The organism is Tumebacillus sp. BK434 (genome assembly GCF_004340785.1).
GTDB lineage: Bacteria > Bacillota > Bacilli > Tumebacillales > Tumebacillaceae > Tumebacillus_A.
Window position 1 is genome coordinate 594,466 of sequence record NZ_SLXS01000001.1, and the last position, 26,921, is coordinate 621,386.

Sequence of the window (26,921 nt, forward strand, 5' to 3'; positions counted from 1 at the left end):
GGAGGTGTAAGCAAACGATGGACCACAACAAAGAGAACATCTTAGAGAAGCGCTCCAGCCTGTCTGCCGCCCAGCGCGAACTGCTCAAGCGGCGGATGCGCGGGGATGCGACCGCTCCGGCTGCCGTCAAGCCGAGCGGCATTCCGCGACGCCCGGCCGGCGACATTCCGCTCAGCTCCTCTCAGCAGCGGGTCTGGCTGCTCGACCAGTTGGAACCGGGGACGGCGACGTACAACATCCCCTACGCCGTGCAGATGACGGGCGACTTGCGCCTCGACGTGCTGGAACGGGCATTGAATGAGATCGCCGCCCGTCACGAAGCGCTGCGCAGCGTGTTCACCGCCGGGGAAGCGGATGCGGTGCAGACGGTGTTGCCGCATCTGTCGCTGACCGTTCCGCTGATCGACCTGTCGCATCTTCCGTCCGCAGAGCGCGCTGCCGAAACCGCGCGGCTCACCGAGGAAGAATCGAAGCGCCCGTTCGATCTGGCCCACGGCCCGCTCTTGCGGGCGACCGTCCTGCAGCACGGAGCGGACGCTTATACCCTCGTGCTGGTCATCCACCACATCATCGGGGACGGCTGGTCGTTTGGCGTGCTGACCCGCGAGATGGCAGCGCTGTACGATGCCTTTTTGGCCGGCCGACCTTCTCCGCTCCCGGCACTGCCTGTGCAGTACGGCGATTTTGCCCACTGGCAGCGGGCGTGGATGCAAGGGGACGTCCTGCAAAAGCAGCTCGGCTACTGGAAAGAGCAGTTGGGCCAAGAGCTGACCACCCTGCACCTGCCGACCGACCGGCCGCGCCCGGCGATGCAGACCTTTTCCGGCGCCCTGTACGATTTCTGGCTGCCCAAAGAGCTGGAACATCGTCTGGAAGCGCTGAGCAAAGCGGAAGGCGCCACGCTCTACATGACCCTGCTCGCCGCTTTCAAAACGCTGCTCTACCGCTACACGATGCAGGAAGACATCACCGTCGGCTCCCCGATCGCCAACCGCAATCAAGCGGAGATCGAAGGGCTGATCGGCTTTTTCGTCAACACGCTCGTCATGCGTACCGGTGTGCACGGTGAACTGTCCTTCCGCGACGTGCTGGCCCGCGTGAAAGAGACGGCGGTGGGAGCGTTTGCCAACCAGGATCTGCCGTTCGAAAAGCTCGTCGAAGAGCTCCAGCCGGAGCGCAACATGAGCTACTCGCCGTTGTTCCAAGTGATGTTCGCACTGCAAAACGCGCCGGTGCCGGAGCTAAAGCTCCCCGGACTGCATTTGCAGGCGCAAGAGTTGGACAGCGGCACCTCCAAATTTGACCTGTCGCTCTATATGATGCAAAAAGACAACGGGCTGCTGGCCCGCTTCGAATACAACACCGACCTGTTCGACCGCGCCACGATGGAGCGGATGGGGGAACATCTGCACAACCTGCTGCAAAGCATCTTGAACGACGCGGGGCAAAAGATCGCCGTGCTGCCCCTGCTCACTCCGCAGGAAGCGTCATTGTTTGCAGGGGAGTGGAACGGTCCGCAAGCCGACTTCCCGCAGGACGAGACGATCTACAGCCTGTTCGAGCAGCAGGCCGCCCGCACGCCAGATGCGCCGGCGATCCTGTACGAACAACAGGCGTTGACCTTCGGCGAGCTGAACGCCCGCGCAAACCAAGTGGCGCGCTTCCTGCAAAAACAAGGCGTGACGCCGCAAGGGCTGGTCGGGATCTCGATGGAGCGCACACCGGAGATGATCATCGGCTTGCTCGGCATCATGAAGGCGGGCGCAGCGTACGTGCCGGTCGACCCCGGTTACCCGGAAGAGCGCAAAGCGTATATGCTCGCAGACTCCGGCGTGAACCTTTTGCTCACCCAGTCCCGGGTGCTGGCCACCTTGCCCGCACACTCCGCCCAAGTGGTATGCCTCGACACCGGATGGGCGGAGATCGCCGAGGAGCGCACCGACAACCTCGGCATCGCCCTCGACCCGTCCAGCATCTGGTATGTGCTCTACACGTCCGGCTCGACCGGCAAACCGAAAGGCGTCGAAGGCCCGTACGGAGCGATGGTCAACCGCTTCCAGTGGATGTGGAACCGTTACCCGTTCGCGACAGGCGACGTCTGCTCACAGAAGACCTCGCTCAACTTCGGCGACTCGGTCTGGGAGATCTGGGGCCCGCTCCTGCAAGGGGTGCCGCTGGTGATCTTCAGCGACCTGACCGTCAAAGACATCGAGCAGTTCGTGCCGGCCCTGCGCAGCCACAAGGTGACGCGGATCGTGCTCGTGCCGTCCCTGCTGCGCGCCTTGCTCGACACGTACGACGATCTGCAGCAGGAACTGCCCGACCTGAAATTCTGGGTCTGCTCCGGCGAGGCGCTGACGGTCGAACTGACCCAGCGCTTCCAAAAAGCGCTGCCCGACGCCTTGCTGCTCAACCTCTACGGCTCGACGGAAGTGGCGGCAGACGTCACGTACTACGAGACGGAGCAGGTGCCGCAAAGCGCGGTGAACATCCCGATCGGGCGGCCGATCGCCAACGCCAAGCTGTACATTCTCGACCGCAACCTGCAGCAGGTGCCGATCGGCGTGCCGGGCGAGCTGTGCGCAGGCGGGGCGGTGCTGGCCCGCGGCTACTATTTGCGGCCCGATCTGACGGCGGAGCGCTTTTTGCCCAATCCGTACGGCGACGGCCGCCTGTTCAAGACGGGCGATGTCGTGCGCTGGCTGCCGGACGGCAACATCGAGTTCCTCGGCCGCGTCGACAACCAGGTCAAGGTCCGCGGGTTCCGCATCGAGCTCGGCGAGATCGAAGCGGCGCTGATCCAGCATGACGCCGTGCATTCGACGATCGTCACGGTGCGCGAAGACATTCCGGGCGACAAACGCCTCGTCGCCTACTCGGTGCCACATGCGGACACAGAGGTGAGCGCAGGCGACCTGCGCCAGTTTTTGCAAAACAAGCTGCCGGAGTACATGGTGCCGTCGGCGTTTGTGATGCTCGACGCGCTGCCGCTCACGCCGAGCGGCAAAGTCAACCGTGTGGCACTGCCGGCACCGGATGCGGCAACCGGGCAGGCGGAGCGGCCGTATGTCGCGCCCCGCACCGAAGTGGAAGCGAGGCTGGCCGCGATCTGGCAGGAAGTGCTGCGCCTTGAACGGGTCAGCGCCGATGCCCATTTCTTCGAACTCGGCGGGCACTCGCTGCTGGCGACGCAGATCTTGTCCCGCGTGCGCAAGGCGTTCGACGTGAACTTGCCGTTGAAGCTGTTCTTCGAAACGCCGAAGCTGGACGCGCTGGCCGACCGGATCGAAGCGGCCCGCCGCGAAGGTCAAAGCACAGGCGAGCCGATCCTGCCGCAGCCGCGCGACGAGTACATGCCGATGTCCTCGTCGCAGGAGCGCTTGTGGTTCTTCGAGCAGTTCCAGCCGGGCACGCCGACCTATAACATTCCGGAAGTGGTGCGCATCGAAGGGGCGGTCAACCTCGAAGCGCTGCAGGCGACATTCGATGAGCTGGTACGCCGCCATGAGAACCTGCGGACCTCGTTCCACATGGTCGACGGCAACCCGGTGCAAAAAATCGAGCCGTTCGCGCCGCGCCCGCTCCCGGTGATCGACCTGCAAGGCTTGCCCGATGCAGAACGCTTCCCGCGCGCGATGGAGCTGGTGACCGAGCTGTATCAAAAACCGTTCACGCTCTCCGACGGCGCTCCGTTTTCGCTGACGCTGCTGCGTTTGTCGGAGCAAGATCACATTTTGTCCTTGATGATGCACCACATCATCACCGACGGCTGGTCGATGAGCCGGATCTATCAGGAGACGCTTGCGATGTACGAGCGCTTCTCACAAGGCGGACTGTCTGCGCTGCCGGAACTGCCCGTCCAATATGCCGACTACGCGGTTTGGCAGCGGGACTGGCTGAACGGGGAAGGGCTGACCGACCAGCTGACGTACTGGCGGGAGCAGTTGCAAGGCCCGCTGCCGGTGCTGCAGCTGCCGACCGACCGTCCGCGTCCGGCGCAGCAGACTTTCCGGGGCCGCTCGTTCTCGTTCGAAGTGCCGCGCGGCTTGTCGGACGAGCTGCACAAGCTCTGCCGTCAGGAAGGCGTCACCTTGTACATGCTGCTCTTGGCGGCGTTTAACACGCTGCTTTCGCGCTACTCCGGGCAACAGGACATCCTGCTCGGCTCGCCGGTCGCCAACCGCACCCGCGAAGAGGTGGAAGGGCTGATCGGATTTTTCGTCAACACGCTCGTGCTGCGCACCGACCTGTCGGGCGAGCCGACCTTCCGCGAACTGCTCGCGCGCGTCAAGCAGACCACGCTCGATGCCTACGCGCATCAGGATGTGCCGTTTGAACGCCTCGTCGAAGCGGTGAAGCCGGAGCGCAGCACCTCGCACGCCACGCTGGTGCAGGCGGTGTTCGCCCTGCTCAACACGCCGGGCTCCGCCTTGCAGGTGGAAGGGCTGAAGGTCGAAATGCCGGGCATGATGCTGACCCGCCTCGGCGTGCAAAAAGAGTCGATCGATTATGATCTTGTGATCAACATGCTCGACAACGAAAACGGTCTGCGCGGGGTGTTCGAATACAACACCGATCTGTTCGACACGGAGACGATGCAGCGCATGCTCCGCCATTTCATCGCGCTGCTCGGTGCGATTCTCGAAGCTCCGGAGCGGAAGATCCACGAGATCCCGTTCTTGTCAGATGCGGAGCAGGCAGAACTGCTCGCCATCGGCCGCAGCAGCGGGACGCTCTCCGTGCAGGACGCCTGCCTCCACCACAGCTTCGAGCGCCAAGCCGCTCTCACCCCCGATGCGACCGCGCTGGTCGCCGGGGAGTCGCGCCTGACCTACCGCGAGCTGAACCGCCAGGCCAATGCGGTGGCCGCTCGTCTGCAGGTGCTCGGCGTCGGGCCGGACGGGCTGGTCGGGATCTACATGGACCGCTCGGCCGACATGGTGACCGGCATGCTCGGCGTGTTAAAGGCGGGCGGTGCTTATGTGCCGCTCGACCCGGCATACCCGCAGGAGCGCATCCTGTACACGATGGAAGACGCCAAGCTGACGGTGCTGCTGACCCAGGCCCACCTGCTCGGCGACCTCCCGGAGCATGGCGCGGAAAAAGTGTGTCTGCCGCTCACAGACACCGATCAGGCGGTCGATGACAACCCGACGTCTTTTGTGACAGAAAGAGATCTGGCGTACGTCATCTACACGTCCGGCTCCACCGGGCGGCCGAAAGGGGTGGCGATCGAACATCGCAGCGCCGCCACGCTGATCGAATGGGCCAAAGCCGAATATTCCAAGCAAGATCTGTCCGGCGTGCTGTTCGCCACCTCGATCTGCTTCGACCTGTCCGTCTTCGAGCTGTTCGTGACGCTGGCAGCTGGCGGAACCGTTCTGCTCGCCGAAAACGCGCTGCATCTGCCCGATCTGCCCGCCCGCGACGAGGTGACCTTGATCAATACTGTGCCCTCGGCGATCGCCGAGCTCTTGCGCCTGCAAGCGATCCCGGCTTCGGTGCGCACCGTCAACCTGGCCGGGGAAGCGCTGCCGCTACACCTCGTGCAGAAGCTGTACCGGCTCGGCACGGTGGAGAAAGTTTACAACTTGTACGGCCCGTCGGAAGATACGACGTACTCGACGTACGCTTTGATCGACCGCGAAGAAGCGACAGCGCCGGTGATCGGACGCCCGTTGCCAAATACCGAGGCCTACCTGCTCGATGCGCACCTGCAGCCGGTGCCGCTCGGAGTGGCCGGACAGCTGTTCCTCGCCGGCGACGGGCTGGCGCGGGGTTACTTGGGCCGTGACGATCTCACCGCCGAGAAATTCATTCCGAATCCGTTCGCCGCTGAGCCAGGTGCCCGCATGTATGCGACCGGCGACTTGGTGCGCTGGCTGCCGGACGGGACTCTGGACTACCTCGGCCGCCTCGATCATCAGGTCAAGCTGCGCGGTTTCCGCATCGAGACCGGGGAGATCGAAACGCTGCTCCTCCGCCACGGGGCGGTGCGGGAAGCGCTCGTGATTCTGCGCGAAGACGCACCCGGCCAGGCCAGCCTGACCGCGTACCTCGTCACCGCGCCGGAAGTGGAGACGCCGGAGCCGAACGAACTGCGGGCCTTGCTCAAGCAGCACCTGCCGGAATACATGGTGCCGGGTCACTTTGTCTACCTGCCCGCGTTCCCGCTGTCGCCAAACGGCAAAGTCGACCGCAAGCGCCTGCCCGCGCCGGAGCAAAGCCTCGGGAGCAAGCAGGAGTTCGTGGCGCCGCGCAATGAGACGGAAGCGAAGCTCGCCGCGATCTGGCAGGAGCTGCTCGGGATCGAACAGGTCGGCGTGCAGGACAGCTTCTTCGAAATCGGCGGGCACTCGCTGATCGCCACCCGGATGGCAGCTGTGATCCAAGCGCAGTTCGGCATCCATGTTCCGCTGAAGCAGCTGTTTGAAGCGGTGACGATCTCCGAGCTGGCCACCCTGATCGAACAGGTGCAGTTGACCGGTGGTCAAGAGTTCGAGCAGCCGGGGATCAAGGCGGTCAGACGCACCGCCCGTAAGCGGCGCTCCTAATGCAGGCCGCAGCTCAACACGAGAAGAGAGGACGATGAAAACATGACCACTTGGGATACAACCTCACAGACAGAAGCTGAAGTCTATGTGCTTCGCGCCTCATTCGCCCAGCAGCGGATGTGGATTCTCGACCAACTGGCGCCGGGCAATCCGTTTTACAACATGCCCAACGCCGTGCGCCTGACTGGAAAGCTCGATGCAGCTTTGCTGACCGACACGATCAACGAAGTGATCTACCGCCACGAGACGCTGCGCACGTCCTTTGAGATGCAGGAAGACGGCTTAAAGCAGATTGTGCGCGCGGAGCTCTTCATCGACATCCCGCTGACCGACCTGCAACATCTCCCGGAAGCGGAGCGCTTCGAGAAAGCGATGGAGCTGGCGCGGGACGAGGAGTTCAAGCGCCCGTTCGACCTCAGTCAGGCGCCGTTCATCCGCGCCCGCCTGCTGCGCCTGGCCGACCACGACCACGTGCTGTTGATCACGTTGCACCACATCATCTCGGACGGCTGGTCGATGGGCGTGTTTTTCACTGAGCTGTCGGCGATCTACGACGCGTTTGCCAAAGACCAGCCGGTGCCGCTGCCGGAGCTGTCGATCCAATACGCCGACTTCGCGGAGTGGCAGCACGACTACCTGAGCGGTCAGGTGCTGGAAGACCAGCTGGGCTACTGGAAAAACCGGCTCAGCGGCTCGATTCCCGTCCTGCAGCTGCCGGCCGACAAGCCGCGCCCGGCCCTGCAGTCGCACAACGGCCGGACGTACAACCACTTCCTGTCCCCGGAAGTCACGCAGAAGCTGCAAGCGTTCAATCAGCAGGAGCGCGCCACGATGTTCATGACCTTGCTCGCCGCCTATCAGGTGCTGCTCTCCCGCTGGACGGGGCAGGAGGACATCTGGGTCGGCACGCCGATCGCCGGACGTAACGTCAAAGGCATCGAGCAATTGATCGGCTTTTTCGTCAACACGCTGGTCATGCGCAGCGACCTGTCCGGCAACCCGACGTTCCGCGAGTTGCTGCGCACCGTGCAGACCAACGCCCTCGATGCGTTTGCCCATCAGGACCTGCCCTTTGAAAAGCTGGTCGAAGAGCTGTCACCCGACCGCAACCGCAGCCATTCGCCGCTGTTCCAGGTGATGTTTGCCCTGCAAAACACGCCGCGCGAAGTGGTGCATCTGCAAGACCTGACCATGTCGCCCGTCCGCTATGACAACGGCACCTCCAAGTTTGACATCTCGTTCAACTGTGTGGAGCGGCCGGAAGGGTTGCTCTGCGCGATCGAATATTGCAGCGACCTGTTTGAGGAAGCGACGATCGTGCGCATGGCCGAACACTTCGAGAACCTCGTCACCGCGCTGATCGACAACCCGGAGCAGAAGGTGTTCGAACTGCCGATGCTGACCAAAGCCGAGCAGGAGCAGATGCGCCTGTTGAACGGCGAGCTGTCCGCGCCGGCCGACGATTGCCTGCACCGGAAATTCGAAGCGCAGGCGGCCCGCACGCCGGACAACGTCGCCGTGGAATATGCCGGGGAGACGCTGACCTATCGCGAGCTGAACGCCCGCGCCAACCAGTTGGCGCGCCACCTGCAAGCGCTGGGCGTCGGCCCTGAATCGCTGGTCACGATGTGCGTGGAGCGCTCGCTCGATCTTGTCATCGCCCAGCTCGGCATTCAAAAGGCGGGCGGCGCGTACGTGCCGGTCGATCCGGGCAACCCGGCGGAGCGCACCGCGTTCATCCTGCAGGACACCAGCGCTGCGGTGATGGTCACGACGTCCGATCTGGCCCAAGGGCTCCCGGCGCATTCTGCGCAGCTCGTCTGCCTCGACACCGACCGCGAGCGATTGGCAAGCTACGGGGAAGAGAACGTGGAGAGCGGTGTCGCGCCGGACAACCTTGTCTATCTGATCTACACCTCCGGCTCGACCGGCACGCCGAAGGCGGTCGCCGTCGAACACCGCCACGTCCTGTCCACGCTGCTGGCGACACAGAAGGAGTACGGGTTCAATGAGGACGATGTGGTACCTTGGATCGCGTCGGCGGCGTTTGACATTGCGGTCTTTGAACTGATGAGCCCGCTGCTGGCCGGGGGTCGCGCTGTGATCATGTCGCGTGACCACATTTTGAACATGGAGAGCCTGCTGCGCGACCTGCAGCGCGTCACAGTGATGCACTGCGTGCCGAGCCTGATGCGCCGCATCGTCGACGGGGCAAAGCTTGTGTTGCAGCACGGCGTCCGGTATGACAAGCTGCGCCTGCTGTTCAGCGGCGGGGACACCGTGCCGCCGCAATTGCTGCATGACCTGAATGACACCTTCCAATCGGCCGACGTGCATGTGCTGTACGGCCCGACCGAAGCGTCGATCCTCGCGACTGCTCATCATTTCAAGCGCGGGGCCGGCGGGGAAGACCGCAACTGGATCGGCCAGCGTTACCAAAATGCACAGCTCTACGTCTGTGATGCATACGGTCAGCAGGTGCCGCTTGGCGTGCCGGGCGAGCTGCACATCGGTGGGCGCGGCGTGGCGCGCGGCTATTTTGGCCGCGACGAGCTGACCGGCGAGAAGTTCATCACCGTCGACGGTCAGCGCCGATACAAGTCGGGCGACCTCGTGCGCTATCTGCCGGACGGGAGCTTGGAGTTCCTCGGCCGCATCGACGGTCAGGTCAAGATCCGCGGCTTCCGCGTTGAGCTCGGCGAGATCGAAACGGTGCTCGCTCAGCACCCGGCGGTCAAGCAGGCCGTCCTCGCCGTCTTCGAGCACCAAGGCGACAAAAACCTCGCCGCCTATCTCGTGCCGGAGCCGGGGCAGACGGCAGAGGAAACGGCTCTGCGCGACTACCTCAAAGAAAAGCTGCCCGAGTACATGGTGCCGGCCGCGATCGTGATCATGGACGCCTTGCCGCTCAATCAAAACGGCAAGATCGACCGCAAAGCGCTGCCCGCGCCCGATGCGGTGCTGACGGCGGCGACCACCCCGTATGTCGAGCCGCGCACGCCGCTCGAAGAGCAGATCGCCAAGATTTTTGCCGACTTGCTCGGCGTAGAGCAGGTCGGGGCGGAGGACAACTTCTTTGACCGCGGCGGCCACTCGCTGCTGGCGACGATGGCGGTGTCGCGGGTGAAAGACGCGTTCAAGGTCGAATTCACCCTCGCCGATCTGTTTGAGACGGCGACCGTCGCAGGCATCGCCGCCAAGGTCGAAGCGAAGCAAGGCACCGCGACCGGCGGCGCTTCGGCGATCAAGCGCGTGGACAGAAGCCAGCTGAGAGGAGGCAGATGATGAACCTCAACGTCAACTTTTATGAAGTGATGCCGGCTTTGAATCGGAAAGAAGTGCTGGATGAAGCGAACCGCTGCCTGTACTGCTATGACGCACCTTGTGTGCAGGCCTGCCCGACCGGCATCGACATCCCGTCGTTCATCAAAAAAATCGCCTCGGGCAACCTGCTCGGCTCGGCGCGCACGATCATGGAAGCCAACCCGGTCGGCGCGTCCTGCGCCCGGGTCTGCCCGACATCGGAGCTGTGCGAAGGCGCTTGCGTTCTGAACGGCGAATCGGACAAAGCGATCCTGATCGGCTTGCTCCAGCGCCACGTTACCGACTGGGCGATCGAGACGAAAGCTCCGCTGTTCAGCGCCGGGGAGAAAAACGGCCGCACGGCAGCGATCGTAGGCGCAGGGCCGGCCGGACTGTCGGCCGCCCGCGAGCTGGCGCGCTTTGGATACGCCGTCACCGTCTATGAAGCGAAGGAGCAGGCGGGCGGCTTGAACACTTATGGTATCGTTTCCTTCCGCCTGCCGCAGGAGATTCCGCAGTGGGAGGTCGAGCAGGTCGAAGCGCTCGGCGTCGAGTTCCGCTACGGCGTGCGCGTCGGCACTGACATCTCCTCCGAAGAGCTACTGGCCAACTATGACGCCGTACTGCTCGCGCCTGGCATGGGCGCGGTGCCGCAGCTGAACATCGAAGGCGAAACGCTCGACGGGGTGCTCGATGCCATCGCGTTTGTCGAAGCAACAAAAACGCAGCCGCTGCGCCAAGACTTGATCGGCAAAAAAGTCGCGGTTATCGGCGCCGGCAACACGGCGATCGACGCCGCGACCTGCTCCAAGCGCCTCGGCGCGGAGGTGGTGCAGATTCACTACCGCCGCACGGCGCAGGAGATGACCGCGTATGAGTTTGAGTATGAATTTGCCAAGCAGGACGGTGTCGAGTTCCGCTGGCTGACCGCGCCGACCCGCATTTTGGGGGAAGACGGCCGGGTGACCGGGCTTGAGATGATCGCGATGGAGCTCGGCGAGCCGGATGAAAAAGGCCGCCGCCGTCCGTCGCCGGTGGCGGGTAGCGAGCAGGTGGTCGAGGTCGATTATGTGATCAGAGCGATCGGCCAGACCCGGCTCCTGCCGCTGATCGAAGCGTTCGGACTCGCGCATGACAACGGCATCCCGACACTCGATCCGGCGACCTTGCTGACGTCCCGCGAGCGCGTCTACGCGGCGGGCGACTTTATCTTCGGCGGGCAGGGCGGAACGGACGCGATGGTCGTCTCCGCAGCCCAGCAAGGCAAATTGGCAGCGCGCGCGATGCATGAAGCTCTGCAGCACCAAGCCGCGCAGTCGGTATAACAAAGGAGGCCTTTGCAATGGCGGATTTACGTATTGAACTGGGCGGCATCAAGTCGCCCAACCCGTTCTGGCTGGCCTCTGCGCCGCCGACCAACACCGGCTATCAAGTCCTGCGCGCCTTTGAAGCGGGCTGGGGCGGCGCGGTCTGGAAGACGCTGGGCGATCCGATCGTCAACGTCTCCTCCCGCTACGGCGGCTACCGCGTCGGCAACCAGCGCCTGCTGGGGCTGAACAACATCGAGCTGATCACCGACCGTCCCTTGGAGGTCAACCTGAAAGAGATGGAAGACGTGAAAAAGCGCTTCCCCGATCGTGCCTTGATCGCCTCCTTGATGGTCGATCCGGTGCGCGAAGTCTGGCACGAGATCGTCAAAAAGGTCGAAGCGGCCGGCGTTGACGGGCTGGAGATCAACTTCGGCTGCCCGCATGGCATGGCTGAGCGCGGCATGGGTGCCGCCGTCGGACAGCACCCGGAGCTGGTCCGCCAGCAGACGGAGTGGATCAAAGAGGTGGCGACGACGCCGGTGATCGTCAAACTGACGCCGAACATCACCGACATCCGCTTCACCGCCCGCGCGGCGCGCGAAGGAGGGGCGGACGCCATCTCGATGATCAACACGATCAACTCGCTGATGGGCGTCGACATCGACACCTGGATTCCAGAGCCGCACGTCGACGGCAAAGCGGCGCATGGCGGCTACTGCGGCCCGGCGGTCAAACCGATCGCCTTGAACATGGTCGCCGAATGTGCGGCCGACGGGCAGATCGGCTTGCCGATCTCCGGCATCGGCGGCATCTCGACGTGGCGCGACGCGGTGGAGTTCCTGCTGATGGGCGCCTCGAACGTGCAGGTCTGCACGGCGGTCATGCACCACGGTTTCCGCATCGTCGAGGACATGATCGACGGGCTGAACCTCTACCTCGATCAGAAAGGAATCGCCTCGGTGACGGAGCTGACCGGGAAGTCGGTCGACAAGCTGTCCGACTGGGGGTCCCTGAACCTGAACTACAAAGTCGCAGCCCGCATCAACACCGAGACCTGCATCAACTGCAACAAATGCTACATCTCCTGCGAAGATGCTTCCCACCAGTGCATCGACCGCGTGGAGGACCCGGCGACCGGCAAGCAGATCCTGCAGGTGCGCGAAGACGACTGTGTCGGCTGCAACCTCTGCTCGCTGGTCTGCCCGGTGGACGGCGCGATCGAAATGATTCAGATTGACACCGGCAAGCCGCACCAGACGTGGGGCGATCTGGTACTCGAAAGGGGAACTGCGCGATGAAAAAGCTGATCCAAAACGGCACTGTCGTCACGGCGGCCGACACCTACCAGGCGGACGTGCTGATCGAAGGCGAGCGCGTGATCGCGATCGGGCAACAACTTGCAGCGGACGGAGCGGAAGTGGTCGACGCGACCGGGTGCTATCTCTTCCCGGGCGGCATCGATCCGCACACGCATCTCGACATGCCGTTTGGCGGCACGACGACCGCCGACGATTTTGAGACGGGCACCCGCGCGGCAGCATTCGGCGGCACGACGACAATCGTCGACTTTTGCTTGACTTCGAAAGGTCAGACCTTGTCTGATGCGATCAAAATCTGGCACAACAAAGCGGACAGCAAAGCGGTGGTCGACTACGGCTTCCACCTGATGATCGCCGAAGCGAACGACAGCGTGCTCGAACAGCTGGAGCAAGTGGTGAACGAAGAAGGGATCACGTCGCTGAAAGTGTTCATGGCCTACAAAAACGTCTTCCAGGCGGACGATGAAACGCTGTTCAAAACACTGATCCGCGCCAAAGAGCTCGGAGCACTCGTCCAAGTCCACGCCGAAAACGGCGACGTGATCGACTACCTGATCAAACAGGCGCTCGACAATGGCAACACCGACCCGATCTACCACGCGCACACCCGCCCGCCGGTGGCGGAAGGGGAGGCGACAGGGCGCGCGATCGCCTTGACGGCGCTGGCCGACTCGCAGCTGTACGTGGTGCACGTCTCCTGCGCCGAAGCGGTGCAGCGCATCGCCGAAGCCCGCGAGCGCGGCTTGAACGTCTACGGCGAGACCTGCCCGCAGTATCTGGCGCTCGACATCTCCTATCTGGAGCGGCCGGACTTCGAAGGCGCCAAATACGTCTGGTCGCCGCCGCTGCGTGAGAAGTGGAACCAAGAAGTGCTGTGGAGCGCGCTGAAAAACGGCATTCTGCAGACGGTCGGCTCCGACCAGTGCTCGTTTAACTTCACAGGGCAAAAAGACCTCGGCAAAGGCGATTTCACGAAGATCCCCAACGGCGGTCCGCTGATCGAAGACCGTTTCAGCATTCTGTACTCCGAAGGGGCGCACAAAGGGCGCATCTCGCTGAACCAGTTTGTCGACATCACCTCGACCAAGTCGGCCAAGCTGTTCGGCATGTTCCCGAAAAAAGGCACCATCGCTGTCGGCTCCGACGCGGACATCGTCATCTTCAACCCGAATGCGACCCGCACGATCTCGGCGAAAACGCATCATATGAACGTCGACTACAACCCGTTTGAAGGTATGGAAGTGCACGGGGAGGTCGTCTCTGTGCTCTCGCGCGGCAGCTTCGTCATCCGCGATCAGGAATATGTCGGCGCGGCAGGCAATGGCCGCTTCATCCGCCGCAACAAATTTCAGCGTCCCTAGGAGGTACCAACACCATGCAGAAAGTCAAAATCGGCCTCATCCAAGCGAAACATGAGATCCACGGCGACGAACCGGTCGCCGTGCACAAAGAAGCGGCGATCGAAAAGCACATCGCCATGGTGCGCGATGCTGCCAAGCAGGGCGCGAAGATCATCTGCCTGCAGGAGATCTTCTACGGTCCGTATTTCTGCTCCGAGCAGAACCCGAAATGGTACGAAGCGGCCGAAGAGATCCCGCACGGCCCGACCACGCAGCTGTTCATGCAGCTGGCGAAAGAGCTGGAAGTGGTGATCATCCTGCCGATCTATGAACGGGAAGGGATCGGCACCCTTTACAACACGGCGGCGGTGATCGACGCGGACGGCAGCTACCTCGGCAAATACCGCAAGCATCATATCCCGCACGTGGAAGCGGGCGAGCCGCCGCACGGGTTTTGGGAGAAGTTCTACTTCAAGCCGGGCAACCTCGGCTACAACGTGTTTGACACCAAATACGCCAAAGTCGGCGTCTACATCTGCTATGACCGCCACTTCCCGGAAGGGGCGCGCATCCTCGGCCTGAAAGGGGCGGAGATCGTGTTCAATCCGTCGGCGACCGTCGCCGGCACGTCGGAGTACCTTTGGAAGCTGGAGCAGCCGGCGCATGCGGTGGCCAATGGCTACTACATCGCGGCGATCAACCGCGTCGGTATGGAAGCGCCGTGGAACATGGGCGAATTTTACGGTCAGTCCTATCTCGCCGACCCGCGCGGCGCGATGGTGGCGGTGGCGTCCCGCGACGAGGATGAAGTGCTGGTCGCGGAGATGGACAAGCAAGTGATCTATGAAGTCCGCCAAAAATGGCAATTTTACCGCGACCGCCGTCCGGAGACGTACGGCGAGATGGCAGAGCTGCTGTAGGCGGGAAAAGGGAGGAGCTCCTACATGGCGACACAAAGAGAAGAGAACGGCATCGTCACCTTAACGGAGTCAGGCACGGCACAAGTGCAGGACTCGCCGCTTTGGAACGATGACCTGCGTCCGACCACGCGTGCTGAGCACAACTGGTCGGGCTGGAGTTTTGCGACCCTGTGGGTCGGGATGTGCATCTGCATCCCGACTTACACGCTGGCCGCCGGTTTGATTGGATTGGGCATGAGCGTATGGCAATCGATCTTTACTATTTTCCTAGGCAACTTGATCATCATGGTCCCGATTCTGTTAAATGCGCACGCCGGCACCAAGTTTGGCATTCCGTACCCGGTGTTCGCCCGGCTGTGGTTTGGCTCGAAAGGCGCACATTTCCCGGCGCTGGCCCGCGCTTTGGTCGGCGCCGGCTGGTTTGGCATCAACGCCTGGATCGGCGGGGCGGCGCTCGACACCCTGTTGGTCGCTTTCTATTCAGACTGGGGCAATGTGCCGATGCACACCGGGATCGTGTTCATGCTGTTCTGGGTGCTGACGATGGTCATCGCCTACCGCGGTCCGCAAGCGGTGAAGAAGCTGGGGGCGTTTTCTGCGCCGACCTTGGCGATCCTCGCCGTGGCCCTGTTCATCTGGGCGTATGTGAAAGCGGACGGCTTGGGGCCGATGCTGGCCACCCCGTCCAAGTTTGCGACGACCGGCGAATTTTTGAACGTGTTTTGGCCGGCGCTGACCGGCGTCATCGCCTTCTGGGCGACGCTGGCGCTGAACATTCCTGATTTCTGCCGCTACGCCGTTTCGCAAAAATCGCAGGCGAGAGCGCAGCTGCTGACGATGCCGGTGACGATGGCGATCTTCTCCTTCATCGGAGTCGCGGTCACTTCCGCGACGGTGGTCATCTTCGGAGAAGCGATCTGGGACCCGGTGGCGCTCTTGGCGAAATTCCCGCCGTACGTCGTCCTGATCGGCGCGATCGGCATCGTGCTGGCGTCGATCACGGTCAACGTCTCGGCCAACCTTGTCGCTCCGGCCCGCGCGATCGAAAACCTCTGGCCGCGCCGCATCACCTTTGGCGTCGGGGCGGTGATCACCGGCCTGATCGGGATCGCGATGCAGCCGTGGTTTATCCTTGACAACTTCGGCAATTACATCTTCGGCTGGCTTGGCACTTACGGTGCTCTGCTCGGCCCGATCGACGGCATCGCGGTCGCCGATTACTGGATGGTGCGCAAGCGCCGCCTCGATCTGGTTGAGTTGTACAAGCCGGGCGGCAAATATTCCTACGCGGGCGGCTTCAACATGAAGTCGATGTACGCGCTGGTTGCCGGTCTTGTCGCATCGCTGCTCGGGCTGGTCGTTCCGGGCTTGTCCTTCCTCTGGGAGAACGCCTGGACGGTCGGGCTGTTCGTCTCGATGTTTGCATACTGGTGGCTGATGCGCACCGATGCCAGCCTGCTGTCGCAGACCGAGTATGAGCACATCACCGAACTGAAGCAAAACGCGAAAGTGCAGGGCGATGTCAACGTAACCGCATAAGACAAAACACCCTCGGGAATGTGCCCGAGGGTGTTTTGCATGTTGAGGGTGGAATGACTGCGGGCTCAGGCTACGCTTTCTTGTTTGCCAAGGAAAGCCGAACGCCTTAACCGCGTCCGCCGGAGCCGGAGCGATTGCCGGAGCCAGACCGATTGCGGCGGCGTCTGCCAGAGCCGGAGCGATTGCCGGAGCCAGACCGATTGCGGCGGCGTCTGCTGGAGCCGGAGCGATTGCCGGAGCCAGACCGGTTACGCCGTCTGCCGGAGCCGGAGCGATTGCCGGAGCCAGACCGGTTACGCCGTCTGCCGGAACCAGAGCGATTACCGGAACCAGAGCGATTACCGGAGCCAGAGCGATTGCCGGAACCGGAGCGATTGCCGGAGCCGGAGCGATTGCCGGAACCGGAGCGGTTGCCGGAACCGGAGCGGTTGCCGGAACCGGAGCGATTGCCGGAACCGGAGCGATTGCCGGAACCGGAGCGGTTGCCGGAACCGGAGCGGTTGCCGGAACCGGAGCGGTTGCCGGAACCGGAGCGGTTGCCGGAACCGGAGCGGTTGCCGGAACCGGAGCGATTGCCGGAGCCGGAGCGGTTGCCGGAGCCGGAGCGGTTGCCGGAGCCTTCCAGGGAGACGGTCACCAGATCATGATCGACCGGGTCATTCCGTAAAAAGTCTTCGGAGCTGTTCATCTCACATGCAAGGTTGACAAGTCCTGCGATCTCCGTTTTGCTCAGTCTTTTCAATATAGATCACCCCATCGAGTAAGTTGTTTTACATCGTATGGTCGAAACCCGTCACTTGCTGTAGACGTTTTCACATATCTTGACAAGAAAGGCACTTAGAGAAGGAGGTTCCAAATGGAAAAAAGCACAGCCCTCCCAGTCTGCTCGCTGTTCATTCACCCCGCTGATCTCCAGGCTCTGCGCAGCGACAGCGAGTCGGACGATCCCGTTCCCGCACGTTTGAAACTGGGCGGCCGCGCTTATCAGACAGACATCTCCTACCGTGGGGCCTACACCCGCCGCTTCAAGAAAAAATCTTACTGTCTCACCTTCCGCTCCCCAAACATCTGCCAAGGTGCCCGCGAATGGCATCTCAACGCTGAATACGCCGACCCCTCGATGATCCGCAACAAATTATCATTCGACTTCTTCCATCAGCTCGGCCACCTCGCTCCCGACAGTCGCTACATCCAGTTGAAACTAAACGGCGTGAACCAAGGCGTCTACCTGCAGCTCGAATCGGTCGATGACCTCTTTTTGAAAAAACGCAGCCTGCCGCCGGGAATTCTCTATTATGCTGTCGACAACGACGCCAACTTTTCCTTGCTCAGCCCGATCGACGAAGACGTCAAAGCCGCACTCGAAGACGGTTACAAACTGAAAACGGGGGAGAAGGGCGACTTTCGCCACCTGCGCGAGCTCGTCTACACCATCAATACCACGCCGCAAGCCGATTTTGCCAAAGTGATCGCCACTCGGCTTGAAATCGAACCCTACTTCAACTGGCTGGCCGGTGTGGTTTGCACCCAAAACTTCGATGCGTTCATCCAAAACTACGCGCTCTACCGCAACGGAGAAACAGGCAAGTTCCTCCTCATCCCGTGGGACTTTGACGGCACCTGGGGGCGCAATCTGCGGGGGAAGCGGCTGCGCCATGATTTTGTGCCGATCACCGGCTACAACACGCTGACCGCCCGACTGCTCGCCGTCCCGGCATACAGAAGCATGTACCGCGAGCGAATGACCCGTATTTTGGAGACCGACTTCACGCCCGAGACGCTTGAACCGACCGTGCAGAAGCTCCTGCAGACCATCCGTCCCGCCATCGCCGCCGATCCTTATCTACAAGGGCGCCTCGAGCGCTTTGACGCCGAATATGACGTCATCCTGGCGTACATTCGCAACCGCAACGCCTTCTTGCGCGAACAGCTGCCCACGCTTTCCTAAAACATGCAACAGCCGGATCGCTTGATGATCAGGCTGTTTTCTTATTTCTCGACATTTCCTGTCGGATCAAACGTTGGTCTAGTACATGCTCTCCTGCTCAACCGTACGATAATGTACAACTCAAGCTGCTGGACAAACATCCTCTCGTGATCGATGTCCGGTGTGTACAAGCGCGGACAAGCAGCTTGGAAAAGGAGTGGTAGAATGCAATGCCCACGTCTATGATCATATTGACCGGTTGCACGTTCGCCGTGATGACGCTGCTGATGTTTTGGCGGCCGCATCAGGTGAACGAAGCGGTCCCTGCCGTCGCAGGGGCGGCGCTCATGCTCTTGATCGGATCGGTGCCGCTGTCCGATCTGGGGCAGATCCTGCAGACGGTGAGCGGGGCGGCCGTAACGATCATCGCCACCATCGTCATGGCCAACGTACTGGAAAGCCTCGCCTTTTTTTCCTGGATCGCCGACCGTCTGGCGGTACGGGCCCGCGGCTCCGGTCTGCGGCTGTTTTGGTACACCAATCTGCTCTGTTTCATGATGACCCTGTTTTTTAACAACGACGGCAGCATCCTGATCACAACGCCGATCCTGCTGATCCTGCTGAAACAGCTCGGCCTGAAAACGCATCAGCAGATCCCGTACCTGATCAGCGGAGCCTTGGTCGCCACCGCCTCCAGTGCGCCGATCGGCGTCAGCAACATCGTCAACCTGATTGCGCTGAAAGTGGTGGGGATGGATCTGTACATGCAGACGGCGATGATGTTCGTCCCCGCCACGCTCGGGCTGCTGCTGATGGTGCTGCTGCTGCTTGCCGTCTTTCATCACGACATCCCGAAACAGCTGCGTCCGCTTCCTCCGCACATCGCCATGCGCCTGACAGCTCCCAAACAAAAAGAAACGAGCCGCTATATGGTAAAAATCTTTCTCTTTGTCATGCTCGTGCGTGCCAGTTTGTTTGCCGGCTCCTATTTTGGCATCCCTGTCGAAGTGATGGCGGCGGCCGGGGCCATCCTCTTGCTGATCTGGCGCTGGATCTATGTGAAAATACCGCCGCGCGATCTCTGGCACAAGACGCCATGGCACATCTTCGCTTTCGCTTTTGGGATGTATGTGCAGATCTACGCGCTGCATAACATCGGCCTGACGCAGCTGATCATCGATCACTTGCAGCCGCTGATGCTGGACAACCGTCTCGATGCTGTGCTGATCATGGGCGGGCTGACGACGGCGATGTCCAGCCTGTTTAACAACCATCCGGCGCTGATGATCGGCACGCTCGCACTGACCGGGATGAGCCTCGACGCGCTGACGATGCAGCTTGCGTACATGGCCGGTGTCATCGGCAGCGATGTTGGTTCGCTGCTCGTGCCGATCGGTACGCTGGCGACGCTGATCTGGATGCATCTGCTGCGCCGGTCACAAGTCAAATTTTCTTGGTGGAGCTATCTTCGCGTCACCATGCTCGTCATACCGCCCACTCTGATTTTCACATTGGTTTGCCTACAGGTCTGGGTCGAGTGGTTGTTTGTCAAGTAAAAAGGAGGTTGTGGACAATTGAACAGATTTCGAGCCTATCTGGGAAGCCAGGTGCAAGTGGAAATTTCGGGTGGAAAGCGGCTGTCGGGAACTTTGGCTGAAGTTGGAGGTGACTTGCTGGTCCTGCTGATCGGGGACCGCTATACCTACATCCCGTTTGTGCACGTCCAAAAGCTGAAAGCATGTCTGACCTGCGGCGAAGCGTACGCCTCGACCGAGCTGGCCCGACCGGTGCACGTCGAGGCGGCCAGCCTGTCGTATCGCAATCTGCTCATGCATGTGCGCGGGCAATTCGTGGAGATCTACGTGTCGGGGAAGGAAAACGTGCACGGGTATCTGACCAGCGTGATGAACAATTATTTTGTGTTTTATTCGCCGGTCTACAAGACGATCTATATCTCGCTGGAGCATCTGAAATGGCTGATCCCATATCCGCCGAACCTCACGCCCTATTCCTTGGCCCAGAGCTTGCTGCCGGTCAATCCGAATCCGCTGCCGCTGGCCCGCTCGTTTGATGAGCAGTGTAAAAAGCTGGTCGGGCAGCTCGTCGTCTTTGATTTTGGCGACAAAGAAGACAAGATCGGGCTGCTCAAACAGGTGGAGCATAGCCGCATCGAGCTGATCAATGCGGGCGGGGAGTCTTGTCATTTGAATCTGCAGCATTTAAAAGCGGTGCATCTGCCGTAATGCAAAAACAGGCCTTGTAGGGAAGAGGCCTGTTTTTGTTATGGGTAGCGACGGCGGTAGACCTATTCGCTGGCGGGACAAAGAAAGACACGGCCTGCGAAGTAGCAGGCCGTGCAGACAGATCGTTAGGTAAAACGCTTGTTTTTCATGGAGGCGATGGTGAGGGAGATGCTGGAGAGGAAGAGAGAACTCAGCAGTTTTTGCATTTCCTCCCGATGACAGGTGGAGTTGGGTCTGGATAAGCGGTTCAGGTTGGCTTGTTGAAGGGCTTGCAGCGTCTGCCGATACTCCTCCTCCGGAGACAGGCTGGAAGCAGTGCCGGTGAGCTGAGCATCGGAGACAGAGTCCGAGACATGCACGGAAGCATCTGCAGATTCAACAGCTTCAGGCGCATGATCGGAAGCTGTAGTGTCGGTCAGATCGTCAGACACCTTGTCAGACACCTCGTCGGACACCTCGTCAGACACCTCGTCAGACACCTCGTCAGACACCTCGTCAGACACCTCGTCAGACACCTCGTCAGACACCTCGTCAGACACCTCGTCGGACACCTCGTCAGACAATTCGTCAGACAATTCGTCAGACGCCTCGTCAGACTTATCGTCGGAGCCGTCGTCGGAGCCATCGTCGGAGTCGTCGTCGGAGTCATCGTCGGAGTCGTCGTCGGAGTCGTCGTCGGAGTCGGAGTCGTCGTTGGAGTCATCGGCGGAGTCATCGTCGGAGTCATCGTCAGACGCTTCGTCAGACTCACCAACAGAGGCATCTTCAGAAGTAGCCGACCGTTGCTCCCCGGACTGCGTTTCGGAGCTTGCTGCAGCTGTACTTGCGGCGCCTTCTGCACTTGCTTCGGCGGTGGCCGCGGCAGTTGCGTTGTTTCCGGATTTGCCGCCGGCAGCTGCTGACGAGTCCGCATTTTGGGCAGATGCCTCGCCGCTCTGCTGCATCCGAACGACTGGAGAGATGTTCAGGATCTGCTCAATCTGGTAATAAATCATCTCTTTCACCGTCTTCGCGATCTGAACATGCTCATCGGTCACCGCAAAGACAACACCGGTAACGGCACCTTCGCCGTTCTCCACTTTGACCATCTTCGTGTAATAGGAAGCCATCAACTCGCGGTACGTAGCAGGAAGAGGCTCTTCCAAGACGGGGAGTTTCACCCCATGCACCGAAATGTCGGTGGACATCGATTTGATGTGGGCGAGGGGATAGTGCACCAGTTGCCCTTGTGTGGTGAATAGCGTGGCGTAATCCGACTGCACGCTCACCAGCAGCCCCAATACCGCCGTATCACCTGTTTGGTCAATCCGTACCGAATGACCGACCCATTGTCCCAACAGGGTACGCACAGTTCATCGCCTCGCTCATTTTTTATCTCCCGACTTGTTCTCTTTCTTCTGTTCTTGTTTCTCTTGCTTCTGTTCTTGCTTCTCTTGCTTCGGAGCGTTGATGATCCACGTGATCGATTTGATGTGATAGATCGGGTAGTGGACATAGTCTTCCATCTTGTGCACGATCGTCACGGCGCCTTCGCGCTGCAACAGCACCACACCGTCTAAAGCATTCGGCCCGCCTTGGTTGATCTGGACGTATTTGTGCTCCAGCAAGCCAATCAGAGTCGCGAAATCATCCGATTCCAACACGACGGGCGGCGTAACGGCAACTTCGGGCTGCACAGAGTTCTCTGCCCGTTGCTCGACGACGATCGGCTCGGAGATCGTCTTGACATGCGGAGTATGGACATAGGCCACGCCTTTCTCCGTTTCGACCATGATGAAATCGGACTTGATGCCCAGCAGTTTGCCTTTGATCTTGTCAGGACCGCCGCGTTCCACTTGAATCCATTTGCCAACTGAATCGTTCAAGAAACTGAAATCCATGCATGTACCCTCCTGCTCATGATGTCTTTCCCGTACGATTGACCAAGGTTAACAGATGTCTTGCTGATACCTACACCATATGTTGCAGGGAAGGACAGGTGTTAGGGTATCGTCCATCTTGTCGAAAAATGGAGCGATACCCAATAGAAGTAATCGTCCCTTTACAGAATAGGGAAATTATTGATAATATAGAAGTTGTTAAATCTAATAAAATTATTTTTGTTGCGCATGACACGTTCAGGGATGAGGTGTAGAGATGAAGGGGCTGACTCAGTTTAGCAAAGAGGAAGAAGTGGATGACCTGTTGGCGATCGACTATGCGGAAGAGCAGCTCTCCCTGTCTGACGTTCAGGAACTGCTGCACGAATGCAGGCACTCGCGCGTACTGCTGCATCGTGTTCCAAGCAAGTTGCCTTGGGGTCGGCTCGGTGCTTTGCTGGGCTGGAAAGTTCATGTACAAGCCTCGCCGCATGACGAAGAAGCAAGCGATGTCTGCTTTTACCGACTGTAATAATCAGAACATTTCGTGATAAAATGAATGAAATTGGCATTGGAGGTGGTTGAATGAAACGAGGACCGATGGTGGCAATCATACTGAGTTGCTTGCTCCTGAGCGGATGCGAGGAAACGGAGGAACAGCGCCAGTATAAAGCGATCAGCGCGGCCAAAGACTTCAACATGGCCATCCTTGACTATCAGCACCGCACCTCCAACGATGATATTCAGGGTCTTGAACTGGCGACAGAGTCTGCTCAAAACATTGTGCAGCAGCAGTTGAAGACTCCTGACGAGATCGCCAGGCTCAAAGGGGATCAAGAGATGCCGGAAGTCGTCAACGTGGCGATCTTAGCGGCCAACCCGATCGGCGACGGCGGGAAAGCAGGCTATATCGTCAACACCCGCATCCAGTATTACCCAAACTGTTACCGCTACGTCGACATCGTCGGTCTGAAAGTCATCCCCACGCCAAGCGGAGAGTGGAAGGTAGACAACGTGAAGCTAGGAGAGAAGCTGTGAGTAAATCATCAGCCTGCACCGCTGATGACGGAAGCGGGAAGAGCGTGGCTGTCAGGAGATCTGGAAAAACATCTGTCCAGGCAGCACTGGCTTTCTGTGCTTGACAGAATCGTACCGTAAATGTGACAATACTAAGTAAGCAACATTAAAACAGTAATTGCAAAGGCGCGTGATTGAGATGAGGCACTTGAATAAGCGACACTCTGACAATCGCATATTTGCCTCTTTTGTAAAAAAGGGACCGTGTGGAAGCGAATGACTTCCGCCCGGTCCCTTTCTTTTGCTAAAGCGCTGAAAGGGGAACGTGAAGAATGGTAGAGACGACTTCCGTATTGTTAGACGGAGAGCATGTGACCGCACAGGATGTGGCGCGCGTTGCATTTGAAGGTGCGGGCGTGGCGGTGGCCGATGCCGCATGGCAGCGGGTAAAGGACTGTCGGGAGATGGTCGAGGAACTGGTGCAGACCGGCAAAGTGGTCTATGGGGTCACCACCGGGTTTGGCAAGTTCAGCGATGTGCACATTTCGCCGGAGGACGCGGCGCAGCTGCAGGTCAACCTGATCCGCTCGCACGCCTGCGCCGTCGGCCAGCCGATGGCGATCCCGGCGGTGCGCGCGCTGATGATGCTGCGCGCCAACGCCTTGTCAAAAGGTTACTCGGGCATCCGCACCGAGACGTTGCAGCTGTTGATCGACTGCCTCAACCACGAGGTGCATCCGGTGGTGCCGGAGCAGGGCTCGCTCGGAGCATCGGGCGACCTCGCACCGTTGTCCCATCTGGCGCTCGTTCTCATGGGCGAAGGGGAAGCGTTTTATAAAGGAGAGCGCCTCCCGGGCGGCGAAGCGCTGCAAAAAGCCGGCCTGACGCCGATCCAGCTCCAAGCCAAGGAAGGCCTGGCCCTGATCAACGGCACGCAGATCATGACGTCGATCGGTACCTTGACCTATGTCAAAGCGGAACGTCTCGCCAAAGCGGCCGACATGATCGCCGCGCTCACCGTCGAAGTGCTGCGCGGCATCCCGGAAGCTTTTTCCGAAGAGGTGCACCGCGTGCGCCCGTACCCGGAGCAGATCGGCGTGGCGAGCAACTTGCGCAAGCTGCTCACAGGCAGCAAGCTCACCACCGGTCAAGGCGAGATCCGCGTTCAGGACGCCTACTCGCTGCGCTGCCTGCCGCAGGTGCACGGCGCTTCGCGCCAAGTGCTGACCTATGTCGCTGACAAGATCGCCATCGAGATCAACTCCGCGACCGACAACCCGCTGCTCTTCCTCGAAGAAGGCAAAGTCATCTCCGGAGGCAACTTCCACGGGCAGCCGATCGCCTTTGCGATGGATTTCTTGAAAATCGGGATGAGCGAACTCGCCAATATCTCCGAGCGTCGCACAGAGCGCCTGGTCAACCCGGCTCTGTCCGAACTGCCGGCGTTTCTGAGTCACAATCCGGGCATGGAGTCCGGCATGATGATCCCGCAGTATGTCGCTGCTTCGCTGGTCTCCGAGAACAAAGTTCTCGCCCATCCGGCTTCCGTCGATTCGATCCCGTCTTCCGCTAACCAGGAAGACCATGTCTCGATGGGCACCACCGCCGCTCGCCACGCGGCGCAAGTCATCGACAACGTATCGAAAGTGCTGGCGATCGAGCTGATCTGCGCAGGCGAAGCGGCCGAGTTCGTCGGCGCCGACGGCCTGGCTCCGGCGACGCGCAAGCTGTATGACCTGCTGCGCGGCATCGTCCCGCCGGTGCTGACCGACCGCTCGACCAGCGACGATATTGAAAACGTGGCTGCAGCGCTGCTCCAAGGCGAGTGGATTCAAGAAGTGCAAAAAATTTCCGGCGAACTCATGTAGGTGCGAGATCGCCTTTACTTAAAGGAGGAAACTACGAATGACCACCCAACAAAAACGTGAAATCCGCGCCCCGCGCGGCACCGAACTGAACGCAAAAGGCTGGGTCCAGGAAGCGGCTCTGCGCATGCTGATGAACAACCTCGACCCGGAAGTGGCCGAGCGCCCGGAAGACCTCGTCGTCTATGGCGGCATCGGCAAAGCGGCCCGCAACTGGCCGGCGTTTGACGCGATCGTCCGCGAACTGAAGCGCCTGGAGAGCGATGAGACCTTGCTCGTGCAGTCCGGCAAGCCGGTCGGCGTGTTCAAGACGCATGAGCGCGCACCGCGCGTGCTGCTCTCCAACTCCGTGCTCGTTCCGGCGTGGGCGAACTGGGAGCACTTCCGCGAGCTGGAGCAAAAGGGCCTGATGATGTACGGCCAGATGACCGCCGGCTCCTGGATCTACATCGGTACCCAAGGCATCCTGCAAGGCACCTATGAGACGTTTGCCGAAGCGGGCCGCCAGCAGACGGGCGGGACGCTCAAAGGCACTCTGACCCTGACCGCGGGCCTCGGCGGCATGGGCGGCGCGCAGCCGCTGGCCGTGACGATGAACGAAGGCGTCGTCATCGCCGTCGAGATCGACCCGACCCGCATCGAACGCCGCATCCAGCACCGCTACTGCGACGTGATGGCGACCACGCTCGACGAAGCGCTGGAACTGGCGAACGCCGCGAAAGCGGAAGGCCGCCCGCTGTCGATCGGACTGCTTGGCAACGCGGCTGAGATCTACCCGGAATTTGTGCGCCGCGGCATCAAGCCGGATTTTGTCACCGACCAGACGTCGGCGCATGACCCGCTGAACGGCTACGTCCCGGCCGGCTACACGCTGGAAGAGGCGGAAGCGCTCCGCAAGTCCGACCCGGACAAATTGATCGCGCTGGCGAAGCAAAGCATGGCGGTGCACGTCCAAGCGATGCTCGATCTGCAAAAGCTCGGCTGCACCGTGTTCGACTACGGCAACAACATCCGCCAAGTGGCGTTCGATGAAGGCGTGAAAGACGCGTTTAACTTCCCGGGCTTCGTGCCGGCTTACATCCGCCCGCTGTTCTGCGAAGGCAAAGGCCCGTTCCGCTGGGCGGCGCTGTCCGGCGATCCGGAAGACATCAAGAAGACGGACGAACTGATTCTCAAGCTGTTCCCGGAAAATGACCACCTGCGCCGCTGGATCACCATGGCGGGCGAGAAGATCGCCTTCCAAGGTCTGCCGGCCCGCATCTGCTGGCTCGGCTATGGCGAGCGCGCGAAGTTCGGCCTCGCGATCAATGAGATGGTCAAAAACGGCGAGCTGAAAGCGCCGATCGTCATCGGCCGCGACCACCTCGACTGCGGTTCGGTCGCATCCCCGAACCGCGAGACGGAAGCGATGAAGGACGGCTCCGACGCTGTCGGCGACTGGGCGATCCTCAATGCGCTGATCAACACTTCCGCAGGCGCCTCCTGGGTATCCGTGCACCACGGCGGCGGTGTCGGCATGGGCTACTCGCTGCACGCAGGCATGGTCGTCGTCGCGGACGGCACCGACGCGGCGGCGGAACGCTTGCAGGCGGTCCTGACCTCCGACCCGGGCATGGGCGTCATTCGGCACGTGGACGCAGGCTATGACGAGGCGATCGAAACGGCAGAAGCACACGGCATCCGCATCCCGATGCACGCACAGGACTAATTCCACAAGCAGCACAG

The 26,921-nt window shown here is 60.8% G+C and carries 17 protein-coding genes; 14 read left to right on the forward strand and 3 right to left on the reverse strand.

The window, feature by feature from the left end; genetic code table 11:
• Positions 1-17: 17 nt before the first annotated feature.
• The 7 genes from EV586_RS01880 to EV586_RS01910 are packed head-to-tail and all read left to right on the forward strand — an operon-like array spanning position 18 to position 16,285.
• A complete protein-coding gene (locus tag EV586_RS01880; protein WP_132943372.1) occupies positions 18-6,554 on the forward strand; it encodes a non-ribosomal peptide synthetase in 6,537 nt (2,178 codons plus the stop codon).
• Positions 6,555-6,596: 42 nt separating this feature from the next.
• On the forward strand, positions 6,597-9,839 hold the full coding sequence (locus tag EV586_RS01885) for a non-ribosomal peptide synthetase (protein ID WP_132943373.1): 3,243 nt from the start codon (positions 6,597-6,599) through the stop codon (positions 9,837-9,839).
• Positions 9,836-11,182 carry an NAD(P)-dependent oxidoreductase gene (locus tag EV586_RS01890; protein WP_132943374.1) on the forward strand — a complete coding sequence of 449 codons (1,347 nt, stop codon included), beginning with the start codon at positions 9,836-9,838 and terminating at the stop codon, positions 11,180-11,182. The genes EV586_RS01885 and EV586_RS01890 overlap by 4 nt, the downstream gene beginning before the upstream one ends.
• Before the next feature lie 17 nt (positions 11,183-11,199).
• Positions 11,200-12,465 carry an NAD-dependent dihydropyrimidine dehydrogenase subunit PreA gene (gene preA / locus EV586_RS01895; RefSeq protein ID WP_132943375.1) on the forward strand — a complete coding sequence of 422 codons (1,266 nt, stop codon included), beginning with the start codon at positions 11,200-11,202 and terminating at the stop codon, positions 12,463-12,465.
• Positions 12,462-13,847 carry a dihydropyrimidinase gene (hydA, locus tag EV586_RS01900; RefSeq protein WP_132943376.1) on the forward strand — a complete coding sequence of 462 codons (1,386 nt, stop codon included), beginning with the start codon at positions 12,462-12,464 and terminating at the stop codon, positions 13,845-13,847. The genes preA and hydA overlap by 4 nt, the downstream gene beginning before the upstream one ends.
• A 14-nt stretch (positions 13,848-13,861) precedes the next feature.
• Positions 13,862-14,746, forward strand: a complete 885-nt coding sequence (locus EV586_RS01905; RefSeq protein WP_132943377.1) for a nitrilase-related carbon-nitrogen hydrolase — start codon at positions 13,862-13,864, stop codon at positions 14,744-14,746.
• A 24-nt stretch (positions 14,747-14,770) separates the two neighbouring features.
• The gene (locus EV586_RS01910) at positions 14,771-16,285 is read left to right on the forward strand and encodes an NCS1 family nucleobase:cation symporter-1 (RefSeq protein WP_132943378.1); all 1,515 of its coding nucleotides are present in this window, start codon (positions 14,771-14,773) and stop codon (positions 16,283-16,285) included.
• Positions 16,286-16,391: 106 nt separating this feature from the next.
• On the opposite strand, the gene EV586_RS20905 is transcribed toward EV586_RS01910, so the two are convergent.
• Positions 16,392-17,027, reverse strand: a complete 636-nt coding sequence (locus EV586_RS20905; RefSeq protein ID WP_165898161.1) for a hypothetical protein — start codon at positions 17,025-17,027, stop codon at positions 16,392-16,394.
• Between the two features lie 114 nt (positions 17,028-17,141).
• On the opposite strand from EV586_RS20905, the gene EV586_RS01920 reads away from it, so the two are divergent.
• The 3 genes from EV586_RS01920 (at position 17,142) to EV586_RS01930 (ending at position 20,455) form a co-directional block, all read left to right on the forward strand.
• On the forward strand, positions 17,142-18,233 hold the full coding sequence (locus tag EV586_RS01920; RefSeq protein ID WP_132943379.1) for a CotH kinase family protein: 1,092 nt from the start codon (positions 17,142-17,144) through the stop codon (positions 18,231-18,233).
• Positions 18,234-18,442: 209 nt separating this feature from the next.
• A complete protein-coding gene (locus EV586_RS01925; protein WP_132943380.1) occupies positions 18,443-19,768 on the forward strand; it encodes an ArsB/NhaD family transporter in 1,326 nt (441 codons plus the stop codon).
• An 18-nt stretch (positions 19,769-19,786) separates the two neighbouring features.
• Complete coding sequence (locus tag EV586_RS01930) at positions 19,787-20,455, forward strand: DUF6897 domain-containing protein (protein WP_132943381.1); 669 nt, start codon at positions 19,787-19,789, stop codon at positions 20,453-20,455.
• Between the two features lie 125 nt (positions 20,456-20,580).
• Here the strand turns inward: EV586_RS01930 and EV586_RS20910 are convergent, their stop codons facing one another.
• Both EV586_RS20910 and EV586_RS01945 read right to left on the reverse strand, forming a co-directional pair.
• The gene (locus EV586_RS20910) at positions 20,581-21,804 is read right to left on the reverse strand and encodes a hypothetical protein (RefSeq protein WP_165898162.1); all 1,224 of its coding nucleotides are present in this window, start codon (positions 21,802-21,804) and stop codon (positions 20,581-20,583) included.
• A 15-nt stretch (positions 21,805-21,819) separates the two neighbouring features.
• Positions 21,820-22,335, reverse strand: a complete 516-nt coding sequence (locus EV586_RS01945) for a hypothetical protein (RefSeq protein ID WP_132943383.1) — start codon at positions 22,333-22,335, stop codon at positions 21,820-21,822.
• A gap of 256 nt (positions 22,336-22,591) precedes the next feature.
• Here EV586_RS01945 and EV586_RS01950 point away from each other — a divergent pair, with 256 nt between their 5' ends.
• From EV586_RS01950 to hutU, 4 genes are all read left to right on the forward strand, one after another.
• The gene (locus EV586_RS01950) at positions 22,592-22,846 is read left to right on the forward strand and encodes a hypothetical protein (protein ID WP_132943384.1); all 255 of its coding nucleotides are present in this window, start codon (positions 22,592-22,594) and stop codon (positions 22,844-22,846) included.
• A 71-nt stretch (positions 22,847-22,917) separates the two neighbouring features.
• Positions 22,918-23,352 carry a hypothetical protein gene (locus EV586_RS01955; RefSeq protein ID WP_132943385.1) on the forward strand — a complete coding sequence of 145 codons (435 nt, stop codon included), beginning with the start codon at positions 22,918-22,920 and terminating at the stop codon, positions 23,350-23,352.
• Between the two features lie 311 nt (positions 23,353-23,663).
• On the forward strand, positions 23,664-25,199 hold the full coding sequence (gene hutH / locus EV586_RS01960) for a histidine ammonia-lyase (RefSeq protein WP_132943386.1): 1,536 nt from the start codon (positions 23,664-23,666) through the stop codon (positions 25,197-25,199).
• 37 nt (positions 25,200-25,236) lie between these two features.
• A complete protein-coding gene (gene hutU / locus EV586_RS01965) occupies positions 25,237-26,904 on the forward strand; it encodes a urocanate hydratase (RefSeq protein WP_132943387.1) in 1,668 nt (555 codons plus the stop codon).
• The last annotated feature ends 17 nt before the right edge of the window (positions 26,905-26,921 follow it).